Genomic DNA, 17,718 nt, shown 5'->3' with positions numbered 1-17,718 from the left:
GATACCCCCAGGCGCCGCAGGCACCTCAGGCGCCCGCCCCGCCCCAGGGCTACGGACAGCCGGGCCCGCCGCCGGGCTACGGCCAGCAGCCGCCCTTCGGCCAGACCCCCGGTCAGCCCGGCGCGCCGGGCGCAACCGCCGCCTACGGAGTGCCGCAGGGCTCCCCCCAGGGCGGCGCCGGTGTCACCGCGGCGCTGCAGGCCTACAAGGAGACGCCCACCGGGCAGCGCTGGACGCAGCAGAACAAGAAGATGGTCCGCGTCGACCTCGGCATGGGCGGTGACCAGGCCGTCCTGGCCCGCCAGGGCAGCATGGTGCTCTACCAGGGCAAGGTCGACTTCAGCTACAAGGGCGCGGGCTTCGCCGGCCGGATCGTGGGCAACGCGACCGGCCAGGAGATGCAGCTCATGCGCTGTTCCGGCCGCGGCCAGGTGTTCCTCGCCGAGGACGCCTCCATGCTGCATCCCATCGAACTCCAGGGCGACGCCGTCTGCGTCTCCGCGGAGAACGTCCTCGCCTTCGACGAGACGCTCCAGTACGAGGTGCGCCGCATCGAGGGGCACGGCATCCCCGGCGGCGCCCTCTTCACGATGCAGTTCCAGGGCACCGGCACGATCGTCGTGAAGACGCACGGCGTGCCCGTGGTCCTGCCCGTGACACCGACGACGTTCGCCGACTGCAACGCCGTCGTCGCCTGGTCGGCCGCCTCCCAGGTGATCGTCTCCAGCCAGGTGCGGATGCGCCGCAACGCCTACCCCGGCGACACCGGGGAGAGCGTGAACCTCCAGTTCCGGGGCGCACCCGGCAATTTCATCGTCGTCCAGCCGTACGAGGTCTGAGGGAGCCCGTCCAATGAACCAGCAACTCGCGGGCTTCGCCCCGGCACCCGTCGCCGCGCGCATGGAGAACCACGGCAACCACATGCTCAAGGTCGCCATGCAGACCGGCAACGACCTCCTCGCGCGCGTGGGGTCGATGGTCGCCTACGAGGGCTTCGTCCAGTACGAGCCCAATCCGCCGGCCGTGCGCCAGATCGCCAAGGACTGGATGACCGGCGAGGGCGCGCCCCTGATGAAGTGCTCCGGGGACGGCCTGCTCTACCTCTCCGACTACGGGGCGAACGTCGTCGTCATCAACCTGAACGGCGACGGCATCTCCGTCAACGCCACCAACCTCCTCGCCTTCGACGCCCACCTCACCTGGGGCGTCGAGCGGGTCAAGGGGCTGGCGAAGTTCGCCGGCCAGGGCCTGTGGAACACCAAGATCTCGGGACAGGGCTGGGTCGCGCTGACCTCCCGGGGCAAGCCCATCGTCGTCGACTGCGGCGGTGGCGAGGACGAGACGTACGTCGACCCGGACGCGCTCGTCGCCTGGTCCCCGAATCTCAAGGTGAAGGGCAAGCGCAGCTTCAAGGCGCAGTCGCTGATCGGGCGGGGCAGCGGCGAGGCCTTCCAGATGGCCTTCTCCGGACAGGGCATCGTCGTCGTCCAGCCCAGCGAGGACAGCACCGACCGTCTCCGGCTCCGGGGCTGAGGGGGAGGACACCATGCAGAGCCCGATTTTCGCCTACAACGACCAGCAGTCCCAGGAGCGCTACAGCCTGCAGAACAAGCAGATGCTGCGCGTCGTCCTGGAGGGCCACGACGACGTGCTCGCCCGTAAGGGCACCATGGTCGCCTACCAGGGACTCGTGGAGTTCGACGCCGAGTTCCAGAACGCCGGCCAGCAGCGCTCGCGCGCGTACACCGGCGAAGGCCTCGACCTGATGCGCTGCCACGGACAGGGCACCGTCTACCTGGCCAACCTCGCCCAGCACATCCATGTGGTGGACGTCGACCAGGACGGCCTCACCGTGGACAGCAGCTACGTCCTGGCGATGGACTCCGCGCTGCACCACGAGGTGATCGCCGTGGACAGCCAGTACGGGATCTCCGGCTCCGGCAAGTACCAGCTCAACATCTCCGGGCGCGGCAAGGTCGCCCTGATGACGTCCGGCAGCCCGCTGATGCTGCAGGTCACGCCCGACAAGTACGTCAACTGCGACGCCGACGCGATCGTCGCCTGGTCGACGGGGCTGCGGGTCCAGATGCAGGCCCAGACCCATTCCTCCGGGGTGTTCCGCCGCCGCGGCAACACCGGTGAGGGCTGGGAGCTCAGCTTCATGGGGCAGGGGTACGCGCTCGTGCAGCCCAGTGAGCTGCTGCCGCCGCAGAACGCCCAGATCGGGGGCGGGATCGCTGCGCAGTACGGGATGGGGCAGCAGGGGGTCCGGCAGCAGAACCAGGGGAATGCCTGGAGCTAGGACTGGGCCCTCCGGGGGGTCCGTCGTGGCCGGGCGCGCAGTTCCCCGCGCCCCTCGAAGGGCGACCGCTTCGCGGCCGCTCCTTCGGGGGCGTCCCTCAGAGCCTCGCCCGCGTCGCCTCCAGGAGGCGGACCACCGAGTCGTCCGCCACCTGCGGGACCTCGTCGTAGGGGAACCAGCGCAGGTCCAGGGACTCGTCGCTGATCGCGTGGACGGAGTCCGGCCGCGCCACCACCGCGTACTGGACGTCGAAGTGCCAGTGGCAGGGCGGCGGGATGGGGTGGCGGTCGAGCCGGACGGGGCCGCCCGGCAGCAGGGTCAGGCCCGTGACGCCCGACTCCTCCGTGGCCTCCCGCAGGGCCGCCGCCTCCAGGGTGGCGTCCCCGGGCTCGCAGTGGCCGCCCATCTGGAGCCACATCCGCAGCTTCCTGTGGAGCGTCAGCAGGACCCTGCCCCGCTCGGGGTCGATCACCAGGGCGCTCGCCGTGACGTGCCCGGCCGTGCAGGCCTTCCACAGCCCGTCCGGATGGGCCTCCAGGTGGTCGAGGTAGGCCTGGCGCAGACCGTCCTGGCCCTCGGTGCCCTTCAGGACCAGGACGGCGTCGTCGTACAGGGTCACTTGTCGCTGTCGCCCTTGTCCTCGGTCCCGTCCTCGCCGTCGGCGTCCTCCTTGGTGAGGTTGGGCCGCTCGGGTGAACCGCCCGCCGCCTCGCCCAGCATCTTGTCGAGCTCGGAGAAGTCCAGCTGCTCGCGGTGCACGAACCCGTCCGGGTCGTCCAGGTCGGAGGCGGTCGGCAGCATGTCCGGGTGCGCCCACAGGCCGTCGCGGCCGTCGACCCCGCGCGCGTCCGTGAGCGAGGCCCACAGGCGCGAGGCGTCCCGCAGCCGGCGCGGACGCAGCTCCAGGCCGATCAGCGTGGCGAAGGTCTGCTCGGCCGGGCCGCCCGTCGCGCGGCGGCGGCGCAGCGTCTCGCGCAGCGCGTCCGCGGAGGACAGACGGGGCTTCGCGGCGGCGTGCACCACCGCGTCCACCCAGCCCTCCACGAGCGCGAGCGCCGTCTCCAGACGGGCCAGCGCGGCCTTCTGCTCCGGTGTGTCCTCGGGCTGGAACATGCCCTGCTGGAGCGCGGCCTGCAGCTCCTCGGGGTTCTGCGGGTCGAACTGGCCGACCACGTCCTCCAGCTTCGCCGTGTCGACCTTGATCCCGCGCGCGTAGCCCTCGACCGCGCCGAACAGGTGCGAGCGCAGCCACGGCACGTGGGCGAAGAGCCGCTGGTGGGCGGCCTCGCGCAGGGCGATGTACAGGCGGACCTCGTCCTGGGCGATCCCCAGGTCCTTGCCGAACGCCTCGATGTTCAGCGGCAGCAGCGCGGCCTTGCCGGCCGGGCCGAGCGGCAGGCCGACGTCGGACGAACCGACGACCTCGCCCGCGAGCACGCCCACGGCCTGCCCGATCTGCGTACCGAACATGGCGCCGCCCATGGAGCGCATCATGCCGAGCAGCGGGCCCGCCATGGCCTGCATCTCCTCGGGCAGGACGTCGCCCATGGCCGCGCCGACGCGCTCGGCGACCGGGTCGACGAGCTCCTTCCACACGGGCAGGGTCGCCTCGACCCACTCCGCGCGGCTCCAGGCCACCGCGGAGGCGGCGCCGGACGGCAGCGACGTCGCGTCGTCCAGCCACAGGTCGGCCAGCCGCACGGCGTCCTGGACCGCGGTGCGCTCGGCCGGGCCGACGCTCGCGTCCTTCGTGCCGTCGGAGGTGCCCTGGGACACCGTCTGGCGGGCGATCTGCTTGGCCATGTCCCAGTTCACCGGGCCGCCCTCGTACGAGAGCATCTGGCCGAGCTGCTGGAACGCGGCGCCCAGGTCGTTGGGGTTCAGCGAACCGAACATGGCTGCGAGCGGATTGTCGCCTCCCGGTCCGCCGGGTCCGCCGGGCCCGAAACCGAACGGGTTGGCAGGTCCCTGACCACCACCGCTCTGCTGGTCCTTCTTCTTGCCCTCGTCGCCGTTCTCCGGCTCCTCCGGCGGAAGGCCGAATCCGAATGGGGTGTCACTCACGGGATTCCTCGGCTGTTAAGGCCGCCGGTTCGGTCCGACGGCGGCTGCCCTGCATCACCACCCAGCGTAGACACCACAACCGGTTCGGGCCTCGGTGCGTCGCCGACTCGGCGGCTGCGGCAGGATGGATGCCACCTGGTACGTACGCGTCACTCGCGTTCTTACCGAAGACAACCGCTGGAGACGCCCGGTGAGTTCCCCAGATCCACAGGTTCGCGCAGCGCGAAACCCCTCAACCAGTCCGACGCCGGGGGAGGAGCCCTCGACGCCGGCGGCGCGGGGCGGCGGGCCCGTGCGCGGCCCCGTCGTCGCCGTCACCGGCGCCGCGGCCGGCATCGGCGCGATGCTCACTGAGCGCCTCGCCGCCAGCGACGAGATCAAGCAGGTCGTCGCCATCGACGAGCGGCGGGGCGAGTGCGCGGACGCGCAGTGGCACATCCTGGACGTCCGGGATCCGGCCATCGCGGAGAAGCTGCGCGGGGCGGACGTCGTGGTGCACCTCGCGCTCGACCTCGACCTGGAGACGGACCCGGCTGCGCGCACCGCGTACAACGTGCGGGGCACCCAGACCGTGCTCACGGCCGCCGCGGCCGCCGGGGTCCACCGGGTCGTGCTGTGCACGTCGGCCATGGTCTACGGAGCGCTGCCCGACAACGAACTGCCGCTGTCGGAGGACGCCGAACTGCGGGCCACCGCCGAGGCCACCGGGGTCGGGGACCTCCTGGAGGTCGAGCGGCTCGCCCGGCGGGCACCCCGCGCGCACCCCGGGCTCAACGTCACCGTCGTGCGGCCCGCCGTGCTCGTCGGCGGCACCGACACCGCGCTGACCAGGTACTTCGAATCGCCCCGCCTTCTTGTCGTGGCCGGCTCGCGGCCCGCCTGGCAGTTCTGCCACATCGAGGACCTGTGCGCGGCCCTGGAGTACGCGGCCCTGGAGAAGGTCGAGGGCGAGCTGGCCGTCGGCTGCGAGGGCTGGCTGGAGCAGGAGGAGGTCGAGGAGCTCAGCGGGATCCGGCGGATGGAACTGCCGTCCGCCGTCGCCCTGGGCGCCGCGGCCCGGCTGCACCGGATCGGTCTCACCCCGTCGCCGGCCGGGGACCTCGCGTACACGATGTACCCCTGGGTGGTCAGCGGCAGCCGGCTGCACGAGGCCGGGTGGCGGCCCCGGTGGACCAACGAGGAGGTCCTCGCCGAACTCCTGGGGGAGGTCGCCGGGCGGCACACCCTCGCCGGGCGGCGGCTCGGGCGCAAGGACGCCACCGCGGCGGGTGCCGCCGGAGCGACGGTCGCCCTGCTCGGCACGGCCGCACTGGTGCGGCGGGCGCGCAAGGCCCGGCGGCGGATCTGAACCGGCGCCCGGCCGGGCCCGCGCGTGCACCGGGCGGGCCCGGCCGCGGGAAGCCGCGTCGCCGCACGCGCGCGTGCACGGACACCGTGCTGTGGCACTGCGCGTGCACGGACACCGTGCTGCGGCACGCGCGCGTGCCGACGCCGTGCTGCCGCACGCGCGCGTGCGGGGCGGAGAGCCGTGCGGACAGCTGTTTCGCGGGAGCCGCGGGGTGGGGCACGATGGGGGCATGGCACCCATGAACGATCATCCCGGTGAGCAGGCCGCACAGGAGCCGATCAAGCTGCTGGCCATCAGGGAGACCGACCTCTCCCTGGACGAGGTCTTCCGGGCCGTCGGCGACGACGCCTCCGGCGGGACCGCGCTGTTCGTGGGGACCGTGCGCAACCATGACGGAGGCGCGGACGTCGACTCCCTCGGGTACTCCTGCCACCCGAGCGCCGAGGCCGAGATGCGGCGCGTCGCGGAGAAGGTCGTCGCGGAGTACCCCGTGCGGGCGCTCGCCGCCGTGCACCGGGTCGGTGACCTGCGGGTGGGCGACCTCGCCGTGGTCGTCGCCGTCTCCTGCCCGCATCGCGGCGAGGCCTTCGAGGCCTGCCGGAAGCTGATCGACGACCTGAAGCACGAGGTCCCGATCTGGAAGCACCAGAAGTTCTCCGACGGCACGGAGGAATGGGTCGGCGCCTGCTGACCGCTCCGGTTGCGTAACCCCACCCCTGCCGTGAGCGTTGGACCAGCGGATGGTTAATCTGCTGATCAGTCAGTTGTGGTGGTTCACCGGGGTTGGGAGGTCGGCATGGCGGCGCTCGCCTGGTTGCTGATTCCGCTGTTGGCCGCGATCGGTGCCGGAGCCTGGGGAAGCTGGGCGGGGCGGAACCGCAAGACCATCGGTGACGGCCATGAGCTGGCCGGCTACACCCGCTTCCGCGAAGCCATGGAGAAGTCCCACTCGGACGCCTGACCGGCCGCCGGAGCCCTCCTGGGACCCCGGACGGGCGGCCCCGACGGTCCCTCGACAGTGCTGTCCCGTACTGTCGTTCCATGCCACGCCGCACCGCGACGATGCTCGCCTCCACCCTGATGCTGATCGCGCTCCTGTGCGCGGGAGTCTTCATCAAAGTGCCGTACTCGGAGATGTCGCCGGGTCCGACGGTGAACACCCTCGGCGAGCACGACGGCGAGCCGGTGCTGCAGATCTCCGGGCGCAAGACCTACCCGACGACCGGTCACCTGAACATGACCACCGTCCGGGTCACCAGCGCCGACTACAACATGAACCTCGTCGAGGCCGTGTACGGCTGGCTGGCGCACGACAACAAGGTGGTCCCGCACGACACGCTCTACCCCGACGGCAAGACGGAGGAGCAGTCGACGCAGGAGAACGCCGAGGAGTTCAGCCAGTCCCAGGAGAGCGCCAAGGTCGCCGCCCTCAGGGAGCTGGACATCCCGGTGAAGTCCTGGGTGATCGTCTCCACCGTCGTCAAGGACACCCCGGCCGAGGGCAGGCTGCACGCCGGCGACGTGATCAAGGCCGTCGACGGCAAGGCGGTGAAGGCGCCCGGGGACGTAGCGAAGCTGGTCACCGAGCACAAGGCCGGTGAGGACGTCGTCTTCACGATCGTGCCCGCCAAGGAGCAGGCCGCCGCCGAGAAGAAGAACAGGACGGCGACCAGGACCGAGGACGTCACGATCACCACCGCCGAGTCCGACGACAGCGGCGAGGACCGCGCGATCGTCGGCATCTCGGCCGGGACCGACCACACCTTCCCGTTCACCGTCGACATCAAGCTCGCCGACGTCGGCGGCCCGAGCGCCGGACTGATGTTCGCCCTCGGCATCGTCGACAAGCTGACCCCGGGGAGCCTGACCGGCGGCAAGTTCGTCGCCGGCACCGGCACCATCGACGACGAGGGCAAGGTCGGCCCGATCGGCGGCATCGAGATGAAGACCGTCGGTGCCCGGGCCAAGGGCGCGCAGTACTTCCTGACGCCGAAGGACAACTGCGCGGCCGCCTCCCGCGACGTCCCCGACGGGCTCACGCTCGTCGAGGTCGACACCATCGACGACGCGGTGAAGGCCCTCGGCGACATCCGGGGCGGCCGGACGGACGACCTGCCGAAGTGCGCGAAGAGCTAGCACTCCGGCAGGCCGCCGGCCGCGCGGTTACTCCTCGAACGTCGCCGTGAGCGCCTCCGCCAGGCCCGGCACGAGGTCGGAGCCGGTGAGCACCTCGGTCGCCGAGTCCTTCGCGCGCAGCCGCAGCGCCGAATCGCGTTTCCCGTCCCGCAGCACGGCCACGGTCATCCGGACCTCCTGGCGCTCCGGGTGCTCGGCGACCCACTTCGCCAGCCGCGCCTCGTCGAGGCCCTCCGGTACGGACGCCTCCGCGGACGGCGGCAGCATCAGCCGCTCCACGGACAGCGCGCAGCCGACCACCGCGTCCGGCCACGCGATGGTGCCGAGGAACTCGTCCAGCGGACTGCCCGCCGGGAGTTCGTCCTGCTCAATGGGGGTAAGGGTGCCCTCGGGGGCGTCTTCGGTCAGACCCAGGCGCTCCGCGAGACCCGGTTCCTGGGAACGCAGCTGCGTGGTGTCGACCAGGGCGAAGAGCCGGGCGGGCTGGTCCCAGCCGAGCCCCGAGACGTACTCGTCGATTTCGAGGGCGGCACGGGTGAGGGGCCCGGCCGCCATGGGGGTGCCTGAGGAGGCGGTGTTGGACATGGTCACAATCCTGCCTCGTTCGGCCCCGGAACCGGGAACCGAGTAAAGCATCAGTAAGTTGCATAGATGTGGCCCGGCGTCTGCGGGGCCCCCAGATTCCAACAGCGAACTTCGAGGTGCGCACCTTGGCTTTCCAGATGCCGGACCGCGGCGGAGGCCCGACAGGGCCGCGGATGAGAGTGGGCCGACCGTCCCGGCGCGTCCGGACCCTGCTCATGACACTGGGCGTACTGGCCGTGCTGGCCATGGCCTTCGTCATGTTCGCGGGGTTCTGGACGGACTGGCTCTGGTACCGCTCGGTGCAGTACTCCTCCGTCTTCACGACCACCCTGTGGACGAAGATCGGCCTGTTCTTCGTCTTCGGACTGCTGATGGCCGTGGCCGTCGGAGTGAACATCTGGCTGGCCCACCGGCTGCGGCCGCCGCTCAGCGCCATGTCGATGGAGCAGCAGAGCCTCGACCGGTACCGCATGAGCGTCGCCCCGTACAAGAAGTGGATCCTGCTCGCGATCACCTCCCTGGTCGGGCTGATCGCGGGTGCCTCCGCGGCGGGCCAGTGGCGCACGTGGCTCATGTGGGTGAACGGCGTGCCCTTCGGCCAGAAGGACCCCCAGTTCCACCTGGACGTCTCCTTCTACGCCTTCGACCTGCCCTGGTACCGCTTCATGCTGGGCTTCGGCTTCGCGGCGGCGATCCTCTCGCTCATCGCCGCGGCGCTGACGCACTACCTGTATGGCGGACTGCGCGTCACCAGCCCCGGAGCGCGTGCCACGGCCGCCGCCACCGGCCACCTGTCGGTGCTGCTGGGCATCTTCGTCGCCCTGAAGGCGGTCGCGTACTGGCTCGACCGGTACGGGCTGGCGGTGAAGTCCAGCGACTTCAAGGCGACGGGCAACTGGACGGGCCTCCGGTACGTCGACGCCAACGCCTACCTGCCGGCCAAGACGATCCTCTTCTGCATCGCGGTCATCTGCGCCCTGCTGTTCTTCGCCACCCTGTGGCGGCGCACCTGGCAGCTGCCCGTCATCGGCTTCGGCCTGATGGTGCTCTCGGCGATCCTCATCGGCGGGCTCTACCCGGCGATCGTGCAGAAGTTCCAGGTCCAGCCGAACGAGCAGGCCAAGGAAGCGCCGTACGTCGAGAAGAACCTCAAGGCCACCCGTGACGCGTACGGCATCACCGGCACCGAGGTCACCGAGTACGCGGGCACGAGCACGACCGAGGACAAGACCAAACTGCGCGACGACGCCGACGGCGCCGCGAGCATCAGGCTCCTGGACCCGAACGTCGTCTCGCCCACGTTCCAGCAGCTCCAGCAGGTCAGGAATTACTACGCGTTCCCGTCGAACCTGGACGTGGACCGCTACAGCAAGGACGGCAAGGACCAGGACACCGTCATCGGTCTGCGCGAGCTGAACCTGCAGGGCATCCCGAAGAGCAACTGGATCAACAACCACTTCCGCTACACGCACGGCTTCGGAGTGGTCGCGGCCAAGGGCACCAACGCCGACTCCGAGGGCCGCCCGGAGTTCACCGAGTACGACCTGCCGTCCAAGGGCGACCTCGGCGACTACCAGCAGCGGATCTACTACGGCGAGAAGACCAGCCAGTACTCGATCGTCGGCGGTCCCCAGAAGGAGATCGACTACTCCGACGACACGGGCGAGAAGACGACCAGCTACAAGGGCAGGAGCGGCGTCAACCTGGAGAACCCGATCAACCGGGCGGCGTACGCGGTGGCGTTCAGCGAGCCGCAGATCCTCTACTCCGGAGCGATCGGCGACGGTTCGCGGATCCTCTACAACCGCACGCCCAAGGAGCGCGTCGAGGCGGTCGCCCCCTGGCTGACCATCGACGGCGACGCCTACCCGGCGGTCGTCGACGGCAAGATCGAGTGGATCGTCGACGCGTACACGACGACCAACGGTTACCCGTACGCCTCGCGCACCACGCTCGGCGACACGACGGCCGACTCGCTGACCGCCGCCAACAACCAGCGGGCGGTGGTGGCCCAGCAGAACCAGGTCAACTACATCCGCAACTCGGTGAAGGCGACCGTCGACGCGTACACCGGCAAGGTCACGCTCTACGAGTGGGACACCAAGGACCCGGTCCTGAAGACCTGGAAGAAGGCCTTCCCCGGGACGGTGGAGCCGAAGACCGAGATCCCGCAGGCCCTCATGGACCACCTGCGGTACCCGCAGGACCTGTTCAAGGTCCAGCGGGAGCTGCTCACCCGCTACCACGTGAAGGACGCGGAGACGTTCCTCAGCGGCAGCGAGGTGTGGCAGGTGCCGGACGACCCGACCAACAAGTCGGGCAACGCGGTGCCGCCGTACTACCTCAGCATGAAGATGCCGGGCGAGCAGTCCCAAGCGTTCTCCCTGACGACGACGCTCACGCCGAACGGCCGTGACAACCTGAGCGCCTTCATGTCGGTCAACGCCGAAGCGGGCACGAGCGACTACGGCAAGATCAACATCCTCAAACTGCCCACGGGCAGAACGGTCGACGGACCGAAACGGGTGCAGAGCCAGTTCAACTCCGAACCGTCCATCGCCGAGTCCATCAGGCTCCTCAGAGGCGGCGACTCGGAGGTCGAGTACGGCAACCTGCTGACGGTGCCGCTCGACGGGGGCCTGCTCTACGTGGAACCCGTCTACGTCCGGGGTGGCGGTCTGAAGTACCCGCTGCTGCGCAAGGTGCTGGTGACCTACGGAGGCGCCACCGCCTTCGAGGACACGCTGGAGCAGGCGCTCGACAAGGTCTTCGGAGCCGAGGGTTCGACCGCCGAACCCCCGGACGAGGACGAGACGAAGCCGCCGCCGACCTCCAGCGACCCGACGGTCCAGGAAGCGCTCGACGACGCCCAGAAGGCCTTCGACGACGGCCAGGAAGCCCTCAAGAAGGGCGACTGGGAGGCGTACGGAACGGCGCAGAAGGACCTGGAGGACGCCCTGAAGCGGGCCGAGGACGCCCAGGCCGCGGCGGACAAGGGCGCGGGCGGCAGCGAGAAGTCCGGCGACTCCGGCGACAAGGCGTCCAAGGAGGGCGACAAGGCCGGCAGCGGCCCCAGCAGCTCTCCGAGCAGCAGCAAGAGCCCCGACAGCAGCTGAGTCGGGGACCCTCCCCGCGCCGTGGTACGGTTGCAACACAACGGCGCGGGGTGGAGCAGCTCGGTAGCTCGCTGGGCTCATAACCCAGAGGTCGCAGGTTCAAATCCTGTCCCCGCTACTGAAGTCGAAGGACCCGGATCCTCAAGGATCCGGGTCCTTCTGCGTGTGGGCCCCGTGCGCGGATCCCGTGTGCGGGAATCGCGCCAGGTCGGCCGTCATGGGCGTCAGCGGGCCGTGCGCGACTGCTCCTCGTTCACAAGTGCTGCCGCGGTGAAGGCCGCGCCGTCCGGAGGGAGTTGCGCCAACTGTGTTTCACTTGTCTCTCTGTGGGCATGTCGACAAAACGCTGAAGTGACCTCACTGGCTGCGGTATACCAGGTGTACCCAGGTTGCAGGTGGTGCGACGATGGACGTTATGGGGGACAAGGCAACTCTGTTGGATACAGGGCGGTTTGTGCAGCCTTCCGACCGGGACGAGACCGGCGAGGCCGCCGAGGAGGCTCGTCAACGGCTCGCCGCGCAACAGGGCGACGTCGAGGCGATGAGCGTCCTCGGGGCGATGCTGCTGCGCCGCGGTGATCTCGACGGGGCCGAACCGCAGCTGCGCGCTGCCACGGCCGCGGGGGACCGGGCCGCCGCCAACAACCTCGGAGTCCTCCTGCACCAGCGCGGCTACGCGGAGGAGGCCGCCGGCTGGTGGCGGATCGCCGCCGTCGCCGGATCCGCGGCCGCCGCGCACGCCCTGGGCCGCCACCACCGCGAACGCGGCGACGAGCCCGCCGCCGAGTACTGGCTGCGGCAGTCCGCCGAGCAGGGCCACGCCCTGGGCGCGTACGCGCTCGCCGACCTCCTGGAGCACCGTGGTGACGCCCGCGCCCAGGACTGGATGCGGGCCGCCGCCGAACGGGGACACCGCGAGGCCGCCTACCGGCTCGCGCGGGCCCTCGACCGCACCGCCGCGCGGACGGCCGACACCGGTGCCGCCACCGGCACCGGCCGCGGTGACGCGGAGACCGCCGGGGACGCCGCAGCCGAGCAGTGGTACCGCCAGGCGGCCGCGCGCGGCCACCGCCGGGCCGCCCTGCACCTCGGGGCGATCCTGGAGAAGCGCGGCGAGCTGAAGGAGGCGGGGCGCTGGTACCTGACCTCCGCCAAGGACGGCGAGGCGCGGGCCGCCTGCGCCCTGGGCTTCCTGCTGCGCGACGCCGGGGACACCGAGAGCGCGGCCGTGTGGTGGCTGCGGGCCGCCCAGGACGGTGACGGGAACGCCGCCAACGCGCTGGGCGCCCTGCACGCCGAGCGGGGCGAGACGCAGACCGCCGAGCGGTGGTACCGGGCCGCGATGGACGCGGGCGACGTGAACGGCGCGTACAACCTCGGGCTGCTCTGCGCCGAGCAGGCGCGCACGGCCCAGGCCGAGCAGTGGTACCGGCGCGCGGCCTACGCGGGGCACCGCGAGGCGGCGAACGCGCTGGCGGTGCTGCTGCTCCAGGTCGGCGACGCGGCCGGGGCCGAGCCGTGGTTCTCCAAGGCCGCGGAGGCGGGCAGCGTGGACGCGGCGTTCAACCTCGGCATCCTGCACGCGGGCCGGGGCGAGGACGCGGCGGCGCTGCGGTGGTACGAGCGGGCCGCGGCCGCCGGGCACACCGAGGCTGCGCTGCAGGTCGGGATCGCGCGGCTGCGGGACGGCGACGAGTCCGCCGCCGAGCGGCACCTGCGGTGCGCCGCGGGGGGCGGCAGCGCGGAGGGGGCGTACCGGCTGGCCACCGTGCTCGACGCGCGGCGTCCGCCCGCGCCCGCGCACGAGCTGGGGGAGCCGGCCACCGAGAAGAGCGAGTGCGAGGAGTGGTACGAGCGGGCCGCGTCCCAGGGGCACCGGCGGGCCCAGGTGCGGGTGGGGATGCTGGCGTCCGCCCGCGGGGACGTCGTGGAGGCGGCCCGGTGGTACCGCGAGGCCGCGGAGGCGGGGTCGCGCAACGGCGCGTTCAACCTGGGGCTGCTGCTGGCGCGCGAGGGGAGCGAGCCGGAGGCCGCGCTGTGGTGGACCCGTGCCGCCGACGCGGGGCACGGGCGGGCGGCGCTGCGGCTGGCCCTGGTCTACGCGCGTCGTGGGGAGCTCGCGGAGGGGCAGCGGTGGGCCGACCGGGCCGTGTCGCTGGGGCCGGTGGAGGTGGCCGAGCGGGCGGCCCGCCTGCGGGACGCGCTGGGGCAGGAGCTGTCGGCCTGACCCCGGCGGGCCGGCGGTGTGCTGCGCGGACCGAGTGGACCAAGTGGACCGAGTGGACCGGGCGGGCGTGCCAGGCCCGGCGGGCCGGTGGGGACAAACGATTTGCGCTGGTCGGGGCAGGCGACGTACTGTTCAGTCATCGCCGCGGGGTGGAGCAGCTCGGTAGCTCGCTGGGCTCATAACCCAGAGGTCGCAGGTTCAAATCCTGTCCCCGCTACTGATGAAGGCCGAAGGCCCGGAACCAAGTCATTGGTTCCGGGCCTTCGGCGTTGGCTGCCGTTACTTCCGGGGCGGTTCCGGGCTTTCGCCCTTCTCCCGCTGTGCTTCAGGCGCGTGCTTCAGGCCGCCGCGCAGTTCGGGCAGACGCCGCGGTACGTGACCTCGACGTCCGAGACCGTGAAGCCGAAGCGCTCGGAGTCGGGAAGGTCCGCCAGCGGGTTGCCGCCGGGGTGCACGTCCTTGATCGCTCCGCACCGGGCGCAGACCAGGTGGTGGTGCGGCTGGTGGGCGTTCGGGTCGTAGCGCTTCGCGCGCTTGTCCGTGGCGACCTCCAGCACCTCGCCGAGCGAGACCAGCTCGCCCAGGGTGTTGTAGACGGTCGCCCGGGAGATCTCCGGAAGCCGCACGACGGCGCGCGCGTGCACCTCGTCCGCCGTCAGGTGGACGTGTTCGCCGTTCAGCACCTCGGCCACGACGCGCCGCTGCGCGGTCATGCGCCAGCCGCGTCCGCGCAGTCGTTCCAACAGGTCGCTCATGCGAACCAGCTTAACAGCACTGGACCAGATTCCGAACAAGTGTGACTTTGGAGCTCAACTTGACTTAGACATTGTCTAGTGTAGGATCGACCTCGGTTCAGGCCAAGGAGGCAGGACCGGACAGGAATGACGCAGGAGGCGCACGTGACACAGGGACCGCTCACGACGGAGGCCGGCGCGCCGGTGGCCGACAACCAGAACAGCGAGACCGCGGGTGTCGGTGGCCCGGTCCTCGTCCAGGACCAGCTCCTGCTCGAAAAGCTCGCCCACTTCAACCGCGAGCGCATCCCGGAGCGTGTCGTGCACGCCCGCGGTGCCGGCGCCTACGGGACGTTCACGCTCACCCGCGACGTCTCGCAGTGGACGCGTGCTCGCTTCCTCTCCGAGGTCGGCAAGCAGACCGAGACCTTCCTGCGCTTCTCCACGGTGGCGGGCAGCCTCGGTTCGGCCGACGCGGTGCGCGACCCGCGCGGCTGGGCGCTGAAGTTCTACACCGAGGACGGCAACTACGACCTCGTCGGCAACAACACCCCGGTGTTCTTCATCAAGGACGCCATCAAGTTCCCCGACTTCATCCACACGCAGAAGCGCGACCCGTACACGGGCTCGCAGGAAGCCGACAACGTGTGGGACTTCTGGGGCCTGTCGCCCGAGTCCACCCACCAGGTGACCTGGCTCTTCGGCGACCGCGGCATCCCCGCCTCGTACCGCCACATGGACGGCTTCGGCTCGCACACCTACCAGTGGAACAACGAGGCCGGCGAGGTCTTCTGGGTCAAGTACCACTTCAAGACCGACCAGGGCATCAAGAACCTGACGACCGAGGAGGCCGTGAACGTCTCCGGTCTCGACCCCGACTCGCACCAGCGCGACCTGCGCGAGGCGATCGAGCGCGGCGACTTCCCGTCCTGGACCGTGCAGGTGCAGATCATGCCGGCGGCCGAGGCGGCGACCTACCGCTTCAACCCGTTCGACCTCACCAAGGTGTGGCCGCACGCGGACTACCCGCCGATCGAGATCGGCAAGCTGGAGCTCAACCGCAACCCGGAGAACGTCTTCGCCGAGGTCGAGCAGAGCATCTTCAGCCCCGCCCACTTCGTGCCGGGCATCGGCCCCTCGCCCGACAAGATGCTGCAGGGTCGCCTCTTCGCGTACGGCGACGCCCACCGCTACCGCGTCGGCATCAACGCCGACCACCTGCCGGTGAACCGTCCGCACGCCACCGAGGCGCGTACGCACTCGCGTGACGGCTTCCTCTACGACGGCCGCCACGGAGCTGCGAAGAACTACGAGCCGAACAGCTTCGGCGGCCCGTTCCAGACGGACCGTCCGCTGTGGCAGCCCACCTCCGTCGCCGGGGTCACCGGCAACACCGAGGCGGCGGTCCACGCCGAGGACAACGACTTCGTGCAGGCCGGCAACCTCTACCGGCTGATGTCCGAGGACGAGAAGGAGCGGCTGGTCGGCAACCTGGCGGGCTTCATCTCCAAGGTCTCGCGCGACGACATCGCCGAGCGGGCGATCAACAACTTCCGCCAGGCCGACGCGGACTTCGGCAAGCGGCTGGAAGCCGCGGTCCAGGAACTGCGCGGCTGACGCCGGCACTGGAACGCTTGCCGTAGGAGAGTGGGCCGTCTCCCCCGTACCGGGGAGGCGGCCCATTCGCGTTCCCCGCGTCGGTCGGCCGTAGGGCGGCCCCCTCGGACTCGGACTCGGACTGGGGATCGGGCTCAGGCGGGGGCCGGCTGCCGCTGCGGGGCCCAGCAGCGGATGATGTCGCGCACCGAGACGATGCCGGCCGGCTCGCCGCGGTCGAGGACGATGAGGTGGCGGAAGCCGCCGTGCGCCATGGCCCGCGCGGCCTCCTCCAGCGTCCAGGCCGGGGCGGCGAACACGACGTCGGTGGTGGTGTGGGCCTGGGCCCGTTCGGTGTCCGGGTCCTGGCCCAGGCCGACGGAGTTGAGGATGTCGCGCTCGGTGAGGATGCCGATCCCGCTCCCGTCGGGATCGAGGACCACGGCTGCGCCGATGCCGCGCACGGACATCAGCGCGGCGGCCTTGCGGAGGGTGTGGGTGGGGCCGATGGTGAGGACCACCGTGCTCATGGCGTCGCGGACGAGCATGGACGGAGCCACCTCCTACGAATCCGTTCGTTAACGGATTCACAAGTTCACAAGTGGGGGAACTCTCAGAGTCGCAGTTAAAGGGAGGGTCAACAAGAGGGCGTGCGCGGCCGGTTCGGGGCGCACGCGGTACCGCCCGCGCCCCGGACTGCTCCGTGCTCCTCAGTAGCGCTGGTTGAGGTACCCCAGCAGCTCGTCGTGCAGGATGCCGTTGGACGCCGCCGCGTCGCCGCTGTGCGGGCCCGGCCTGCCGTCGAGGCCGGTGAAGGTGCCGCCCGCCTCGGTCACCACGATCGCGGTGGCCGCCATGTCCCACAGCGACAGCTCCGGCTCCGCGCAGATGTCGACCGAGCCCTCGGCGACCATCATGTACGGCCAGAAGTCGCCGTACGCGCGCGTGCGCCACACCTCGCGGGACAGGTCCAGGAACCCGTCCAGCAGGCTGCGCTCCTCCCAGCCGGTCAGCGAGGAGTACGCGAACGAGGCGTCCTGCATGCGGGAGACCTCGGAGACCTTCAGCCGGGTCGCGGACGACAGGCTGCGGCCGGTGAACGCGCCGTGCCCCTTCGCCGCCCACCAGCGCCGGGCCAGGGCGGGGGCGGAGACCACGCCGACGACCGGCTGGAAGCCGCCCTCGCCCGCCTCCATCAGCGCGATCAGCGTGGCCCAGACGGGGACGCCGCGCACGTAGTTCTTGGTGCCGTCGATCGGGTCGATCACCCAGCGGCGGGGACCCGTGCCCTCGACCCCGTACTCCTCGCCGAGGATCGCGTCGCGCGGCCGCGCCCGCTGGAGGTGGCCGCGGATCAGCTCCTCGGCGGCCTTGTCGGCCTCGGTCACCGGGGTCATGTCCGGCTTGGTCTCGACCTTGAGGTCGAGCGCCTTGAACCGCTCCATCGTCGCGGCGTCGGCGGCGTCCGCCAGGACATGGGCGAGGCGCAGGTCATCGCGGTAGTCGGGCATGGGGGAACGGTATCGCTCCGCGGGGTGCCGCAAGAAGGCCGGGGCTGGGGGAAGGTGCGGGTCGCATGTGGCTGAGCGCGCAGCCCCGCTTTTCAGGGG

At 71.0% G+C, this 17,718-nt stretch carries 16 protein-coding genes and 2 tRNA genes; 12 read left to right on the top strand and 6 right to left on the bottom strand.

What is annotated here, in order from left to right:
• From FGF04_RS40040 to FGF04_RS14010, 3 genes are all read left to right on the top strand, one after another.
• Positions 1-839: AIM24 family protein (locus FGF04_RS40040; protein WP_188114082.1), on the top strand; the 839-nt coding region annotated here is incomplete at its 5' end.
• Positions 840-852: 13 nt separating this feature from the next.
• Positions 853-1,533: an AIM24 family protein gene (locus FGF04_RS14015; RefSeq protein ID WP_149511632.1), complete on the top strand. Its 681-nt coding sequence runs from the start codon at positions 853-855 to the stop codon at positions 1,531-1,533.
• 13 nt (positions 1,534-1,546) lie between these two features.
• Entirely contained in the window at positions 1,547-2,302 is a 756-nt protein-coding gene (locus FGF04_RS14010) for an AIM24 family protein (RefSeq protein WP_149511631.1), read from the top strand.
• A gap of 97 nt (positions 2,303-2,399) precedes the next feature.
• On the opposite strand, the gene FGF04_RS14005 is transcribed toward FGF04_RS14010, so the two are convergent.
• Positions 2,400-2,921 (bottom strand): NUDIX hydrolase, encoded by a 522-nt coding sequence (locus FGF04_RS14005; RefSeq protein WP_149511630.1) that lies wholly within the window; start codon positions 2,919-2,921, stop codon positions 2,400-2,402.
• Entirely contained in the window at positions 2,918-4,366 is a 1,449-nt protein-coding gene (locus FGF04_RS14000) for a zinc-dependent metalloprotease (protein ID WP_149511629.1), read from the bottom strand. The genes FGF04_RS14005 and FGF04_RS14000 overlap by 4 nt, the downstream gene beginning before the upstream one ends.
• Before the next feature lie 190 nt (positions 4,367-4,556).
• Here FGF04_RS14000 and FGF04_RS13995 point away from each other — a divergent pair, with 190 nt between their 5' ends.
• From FGF04_RS13995 to FGF04_RS13985, 4 genes are all read left to right on the top strand, one after another.
• Positions 4,557-5,714 carry an SDR family oxidoreductase gene (locus FGF04_RS13995; RefSeq protein ID WP_149511628.1) on the top strand — a complete coding sequence of 386 codons (1,158 nt, stop codon included), beginning with the start codon at positions 4,557-4,559 and terminating at the stop codon, positions 5,712-5,714.
• Positions 5,715-5,943: 229 nt separating this feature from the next.
• Positions 5,944-6,405, top strand: coding sequence for a molybdenum cofactor biosynthesis protein MoaE (locus FGF04_RS13990; RefSeq protein ID WP_149511627.1), 462 nt, complete (start codon positions 5,944-5,946; stop codon positions 6,403-6,405).
• A gap of 105 nt (positions 6,406-6,510) precedes the next feature.
• On the top strand, positions 6,511-6,675 hold the full coding sequence (locus tag FGF04_RS40035) for a hypothetical protein (protein WP_188114081.1): 165 nt from the start codon (positions 6,511-6,513) through the stop codon (positions 6,673-6,675).
• 80 nt (positions 6,676-6,755) lie between these two features.
• Positions 6,756-7,850 (top strand): YlbL family protein, encoded by a 1,095-nt coding sequence (locus tag FGF04_RS13985; RefSeq protein ID WP_149511626.1) that lies wholly within the window; start codon positions 6,756-6,758, stop codon positions 7,848-7,850.
• 27 nt (positions 7,851-7,877) lie between these two features.
• On the opposite strand, the gene FGF04_RS13980 is transcribed toward FGF04_RS13985, so the two are convergent.
• Positions 7,878-8,435 carry a PPA1309 family protein gene (locus FGF04_RS13980; protein WP_235882326.1) on the bottom strand — a complete coding sequence of 186 codons (558 nt, stop codon included), beginning with the start codon at positions 8,433-8,435 and terminating at the stop codon, positions 7,878-7,880.
• Positions 8,436-8,572: 137 nt separating this feature from the next.
• Between FGF04_RS13980 and FGF04_RS13975 the strand changes: the two genes are divergently transcribed.
• The 4 genes from FGF04_RS13975 to FGF04_RS13960 all read left to right on the top strand — a co-directional run bounded on the left by FGF04_RS13975 (position 8,573) and on the right by FGF04_RS13960 (position 13,995).
• Positions 8,573-11,551: a UPF0182 family membrane protein gene (locus FGF04_RS13975; RefSeq protein ID WP_149512265.1), complete on the top strand. Its 2,979-nt coding sequence runs from the start codon at positions 8,573-8,575 to the stop codon at positions 11,549-11,551.
• Positions 11,552-11,595: 44 nt separating this feature from the next.
• A tRNA-Met gene (locus tag FGF04_RS13970) sits at positions 11,596-11,669 on the top strand.
• 288 nt (positions 11,670-11,957) lie between these two features.
• On the top strand, positions 11,958-13,778 hold the full coding sequence (locus tag FGF04_RS13965; RefSeq protein ID WP_149511624.1) for a tetratricopeptide repeat protein: 1,821 nt from the start codon (positions 11,958-11,960) through the stop codon (positions 13,776-13,778).
• A gap of 143 nt (positions 13,779-13,921) precedes the next feature.
• Positions 13,922-13,995: transfer RNA gene (locus tag FGF04_RS13960), tRNA-Met, on the top strand.
• Positions 13,996-14,116: 121 nt separating this feature from the next.
• Here FGF04_RS13960 and FGF04_RS13955 read toward each other — a convergent pair.
• Positions 14,117-14,533 (bottom strand): Fur family transcriptional regulator, encoded by a 417-nt coding sequence (locus FGF04_RS13955; protein ID WP_149511623.1) that lies wholly within the window; start codon positions 14,531-14,533, stop codon positions 14,117-14,119.
• A gap of 126 nt (positions 14,534-14,659) precedes the next feature.
• Between FGF04_RS13955 and FGF04_RS13950 the strand changes: the two genes are divergently transcribed.
• Positions 14,660-16,129, top strand: coding sequence for a catalase (locus FGF04_RS13950; protein WP_149511622.1), 1,470 nt, complete (start codon positions 14,660-14,662; stop codon positions 16,127-16,129).
• Between the two features lie 134 nt (positions 16,130-16,263).
• On the opposite strand, the gene FGF04_RS13945 is transcribed toward FGF04_RS13950, so the two are convergent.
• Complete coding sequence (locus FGF04_RS13945) at positions 16,264-16,656, bottom strand: CBS domain-containing protein (RefSeq protein WP_149511621.1); 393 nt, start codon at positions 16,654-16,656, stop codon at positions 16,264-16,266.
• Positions 16,657-16,818: 162 nt separating this feature from the next.
• Complete coding sequence (hisN, locus tag FGF04_RS13940; RefSeq protein ID WP_149511620.1) at positions 16,819-17,619, bottom strand: histidinol-phosphatase; 801 nt, start codon at positions 17,617-17,619, stop codon at positions 16,819-16,821.
• Between the last annotated feature and the right edge of the window lie 99 nt (positions 17,620-17,718).

The sequence above is a fragment of the Streptomyces apricus genome (assembly GCF_008369065.1).
Classification (GTDB): Bacteria; Actinomycetota; Actinomycetes; order Streptomycetales; family Streptomycetaceae; genus Streptomyces; species Streptomyces apricus.
The sequence above is the reverse complement of the archived record's forward strand: the minus strand, read 5'-3'. Positions and strand labels throughout refer to the sequence as shown.

Bases quoted from the DNA above. Each gene is read 5' to 3' on its own strand.
- FGF04_RS14015 (WP_149511632.1), top strand. From the start codon at position 853: ATGAACCAGCAACTCGCGGGCTTCGCCCCGGCACCCGTCGCCGCGCGC.
- FGF04_RS14010 (WP_149511631.1), top strand. From the start codon at position 1,547: ATGCAGAGCCCGATTTTCGCCTACAACGACCAGCAGTCCCAGGAGCGC.
- FGF04_RS13990 (WP_149511627.1), top strand. From the start codon at position 5,944: ATGGCACCCATGAACGATCATCCCGGTGAGCAGGCCGCACAGGAGCCG.
- FGF04_RS40035 (WP_188114081.1), top strand. From the start codon at position 6,511: ATGGCGGCGCTCGCCTGGTTGCTGATTCCGCTGTTGGCCGCGATCGGT.
- FGF04_RS13985 (WP_149511626.1), top strand. From the start codon at position 6,756: ATGCCACGCCGCACCGCGACGATGCTCGCCTCCACCCTGATGCTGATC.
- FGF04_RS13980 (WP_235882326.1), bottom strand. From the start codon at position 8,435: ATGTCCAACACCGCCTCCTCAGGCACCCCCATGGCGGCCGGGCCCCTC.
- FGF04_RS13975 (WP_149512265.1), top strand. From the start codon at position 8,573: ATGCCGGACCGCGGCGGAGGCCCGACAGGGCCGCGGATGAGAGTGGGC.
- FGF04_RS13965 (WP_149511624.1), top strand. From the start codon at position 11,958: ATGGACGTTATGGGGGACAAGGCAACTCTGTTGGATACAGGGCGGTTT.
- FGF04_RS13955 (WP_149511623.1), bottom strand. From the start codon at position 14,533: ATGAGCGACCTGTTGGAACGACTGCGCGGACGCGGCTGGCGCATGACC.
- FGF04_RS13950 (WP_149511622.1), top strand. From the start codon at position 14,660: ATGACGCAGGAGGCGCACGTGACACAGGGACCGCTCACGACGGAGGCC.
- FGF04_RS13945 (WP_149511621.1), bottom strand. From the start codon at position 16,656: ATGCTCGTCCGCGACGCCATGAGCACGGTGGTCCTCACCATCGGCCCC.
- hisN (WP_149511620.1), bottom strand. From the start codon at position 17,619: ATGCCCGACTACCGCGATGACCTGCGCCTCGCCCATGTCCTGGCGGAC.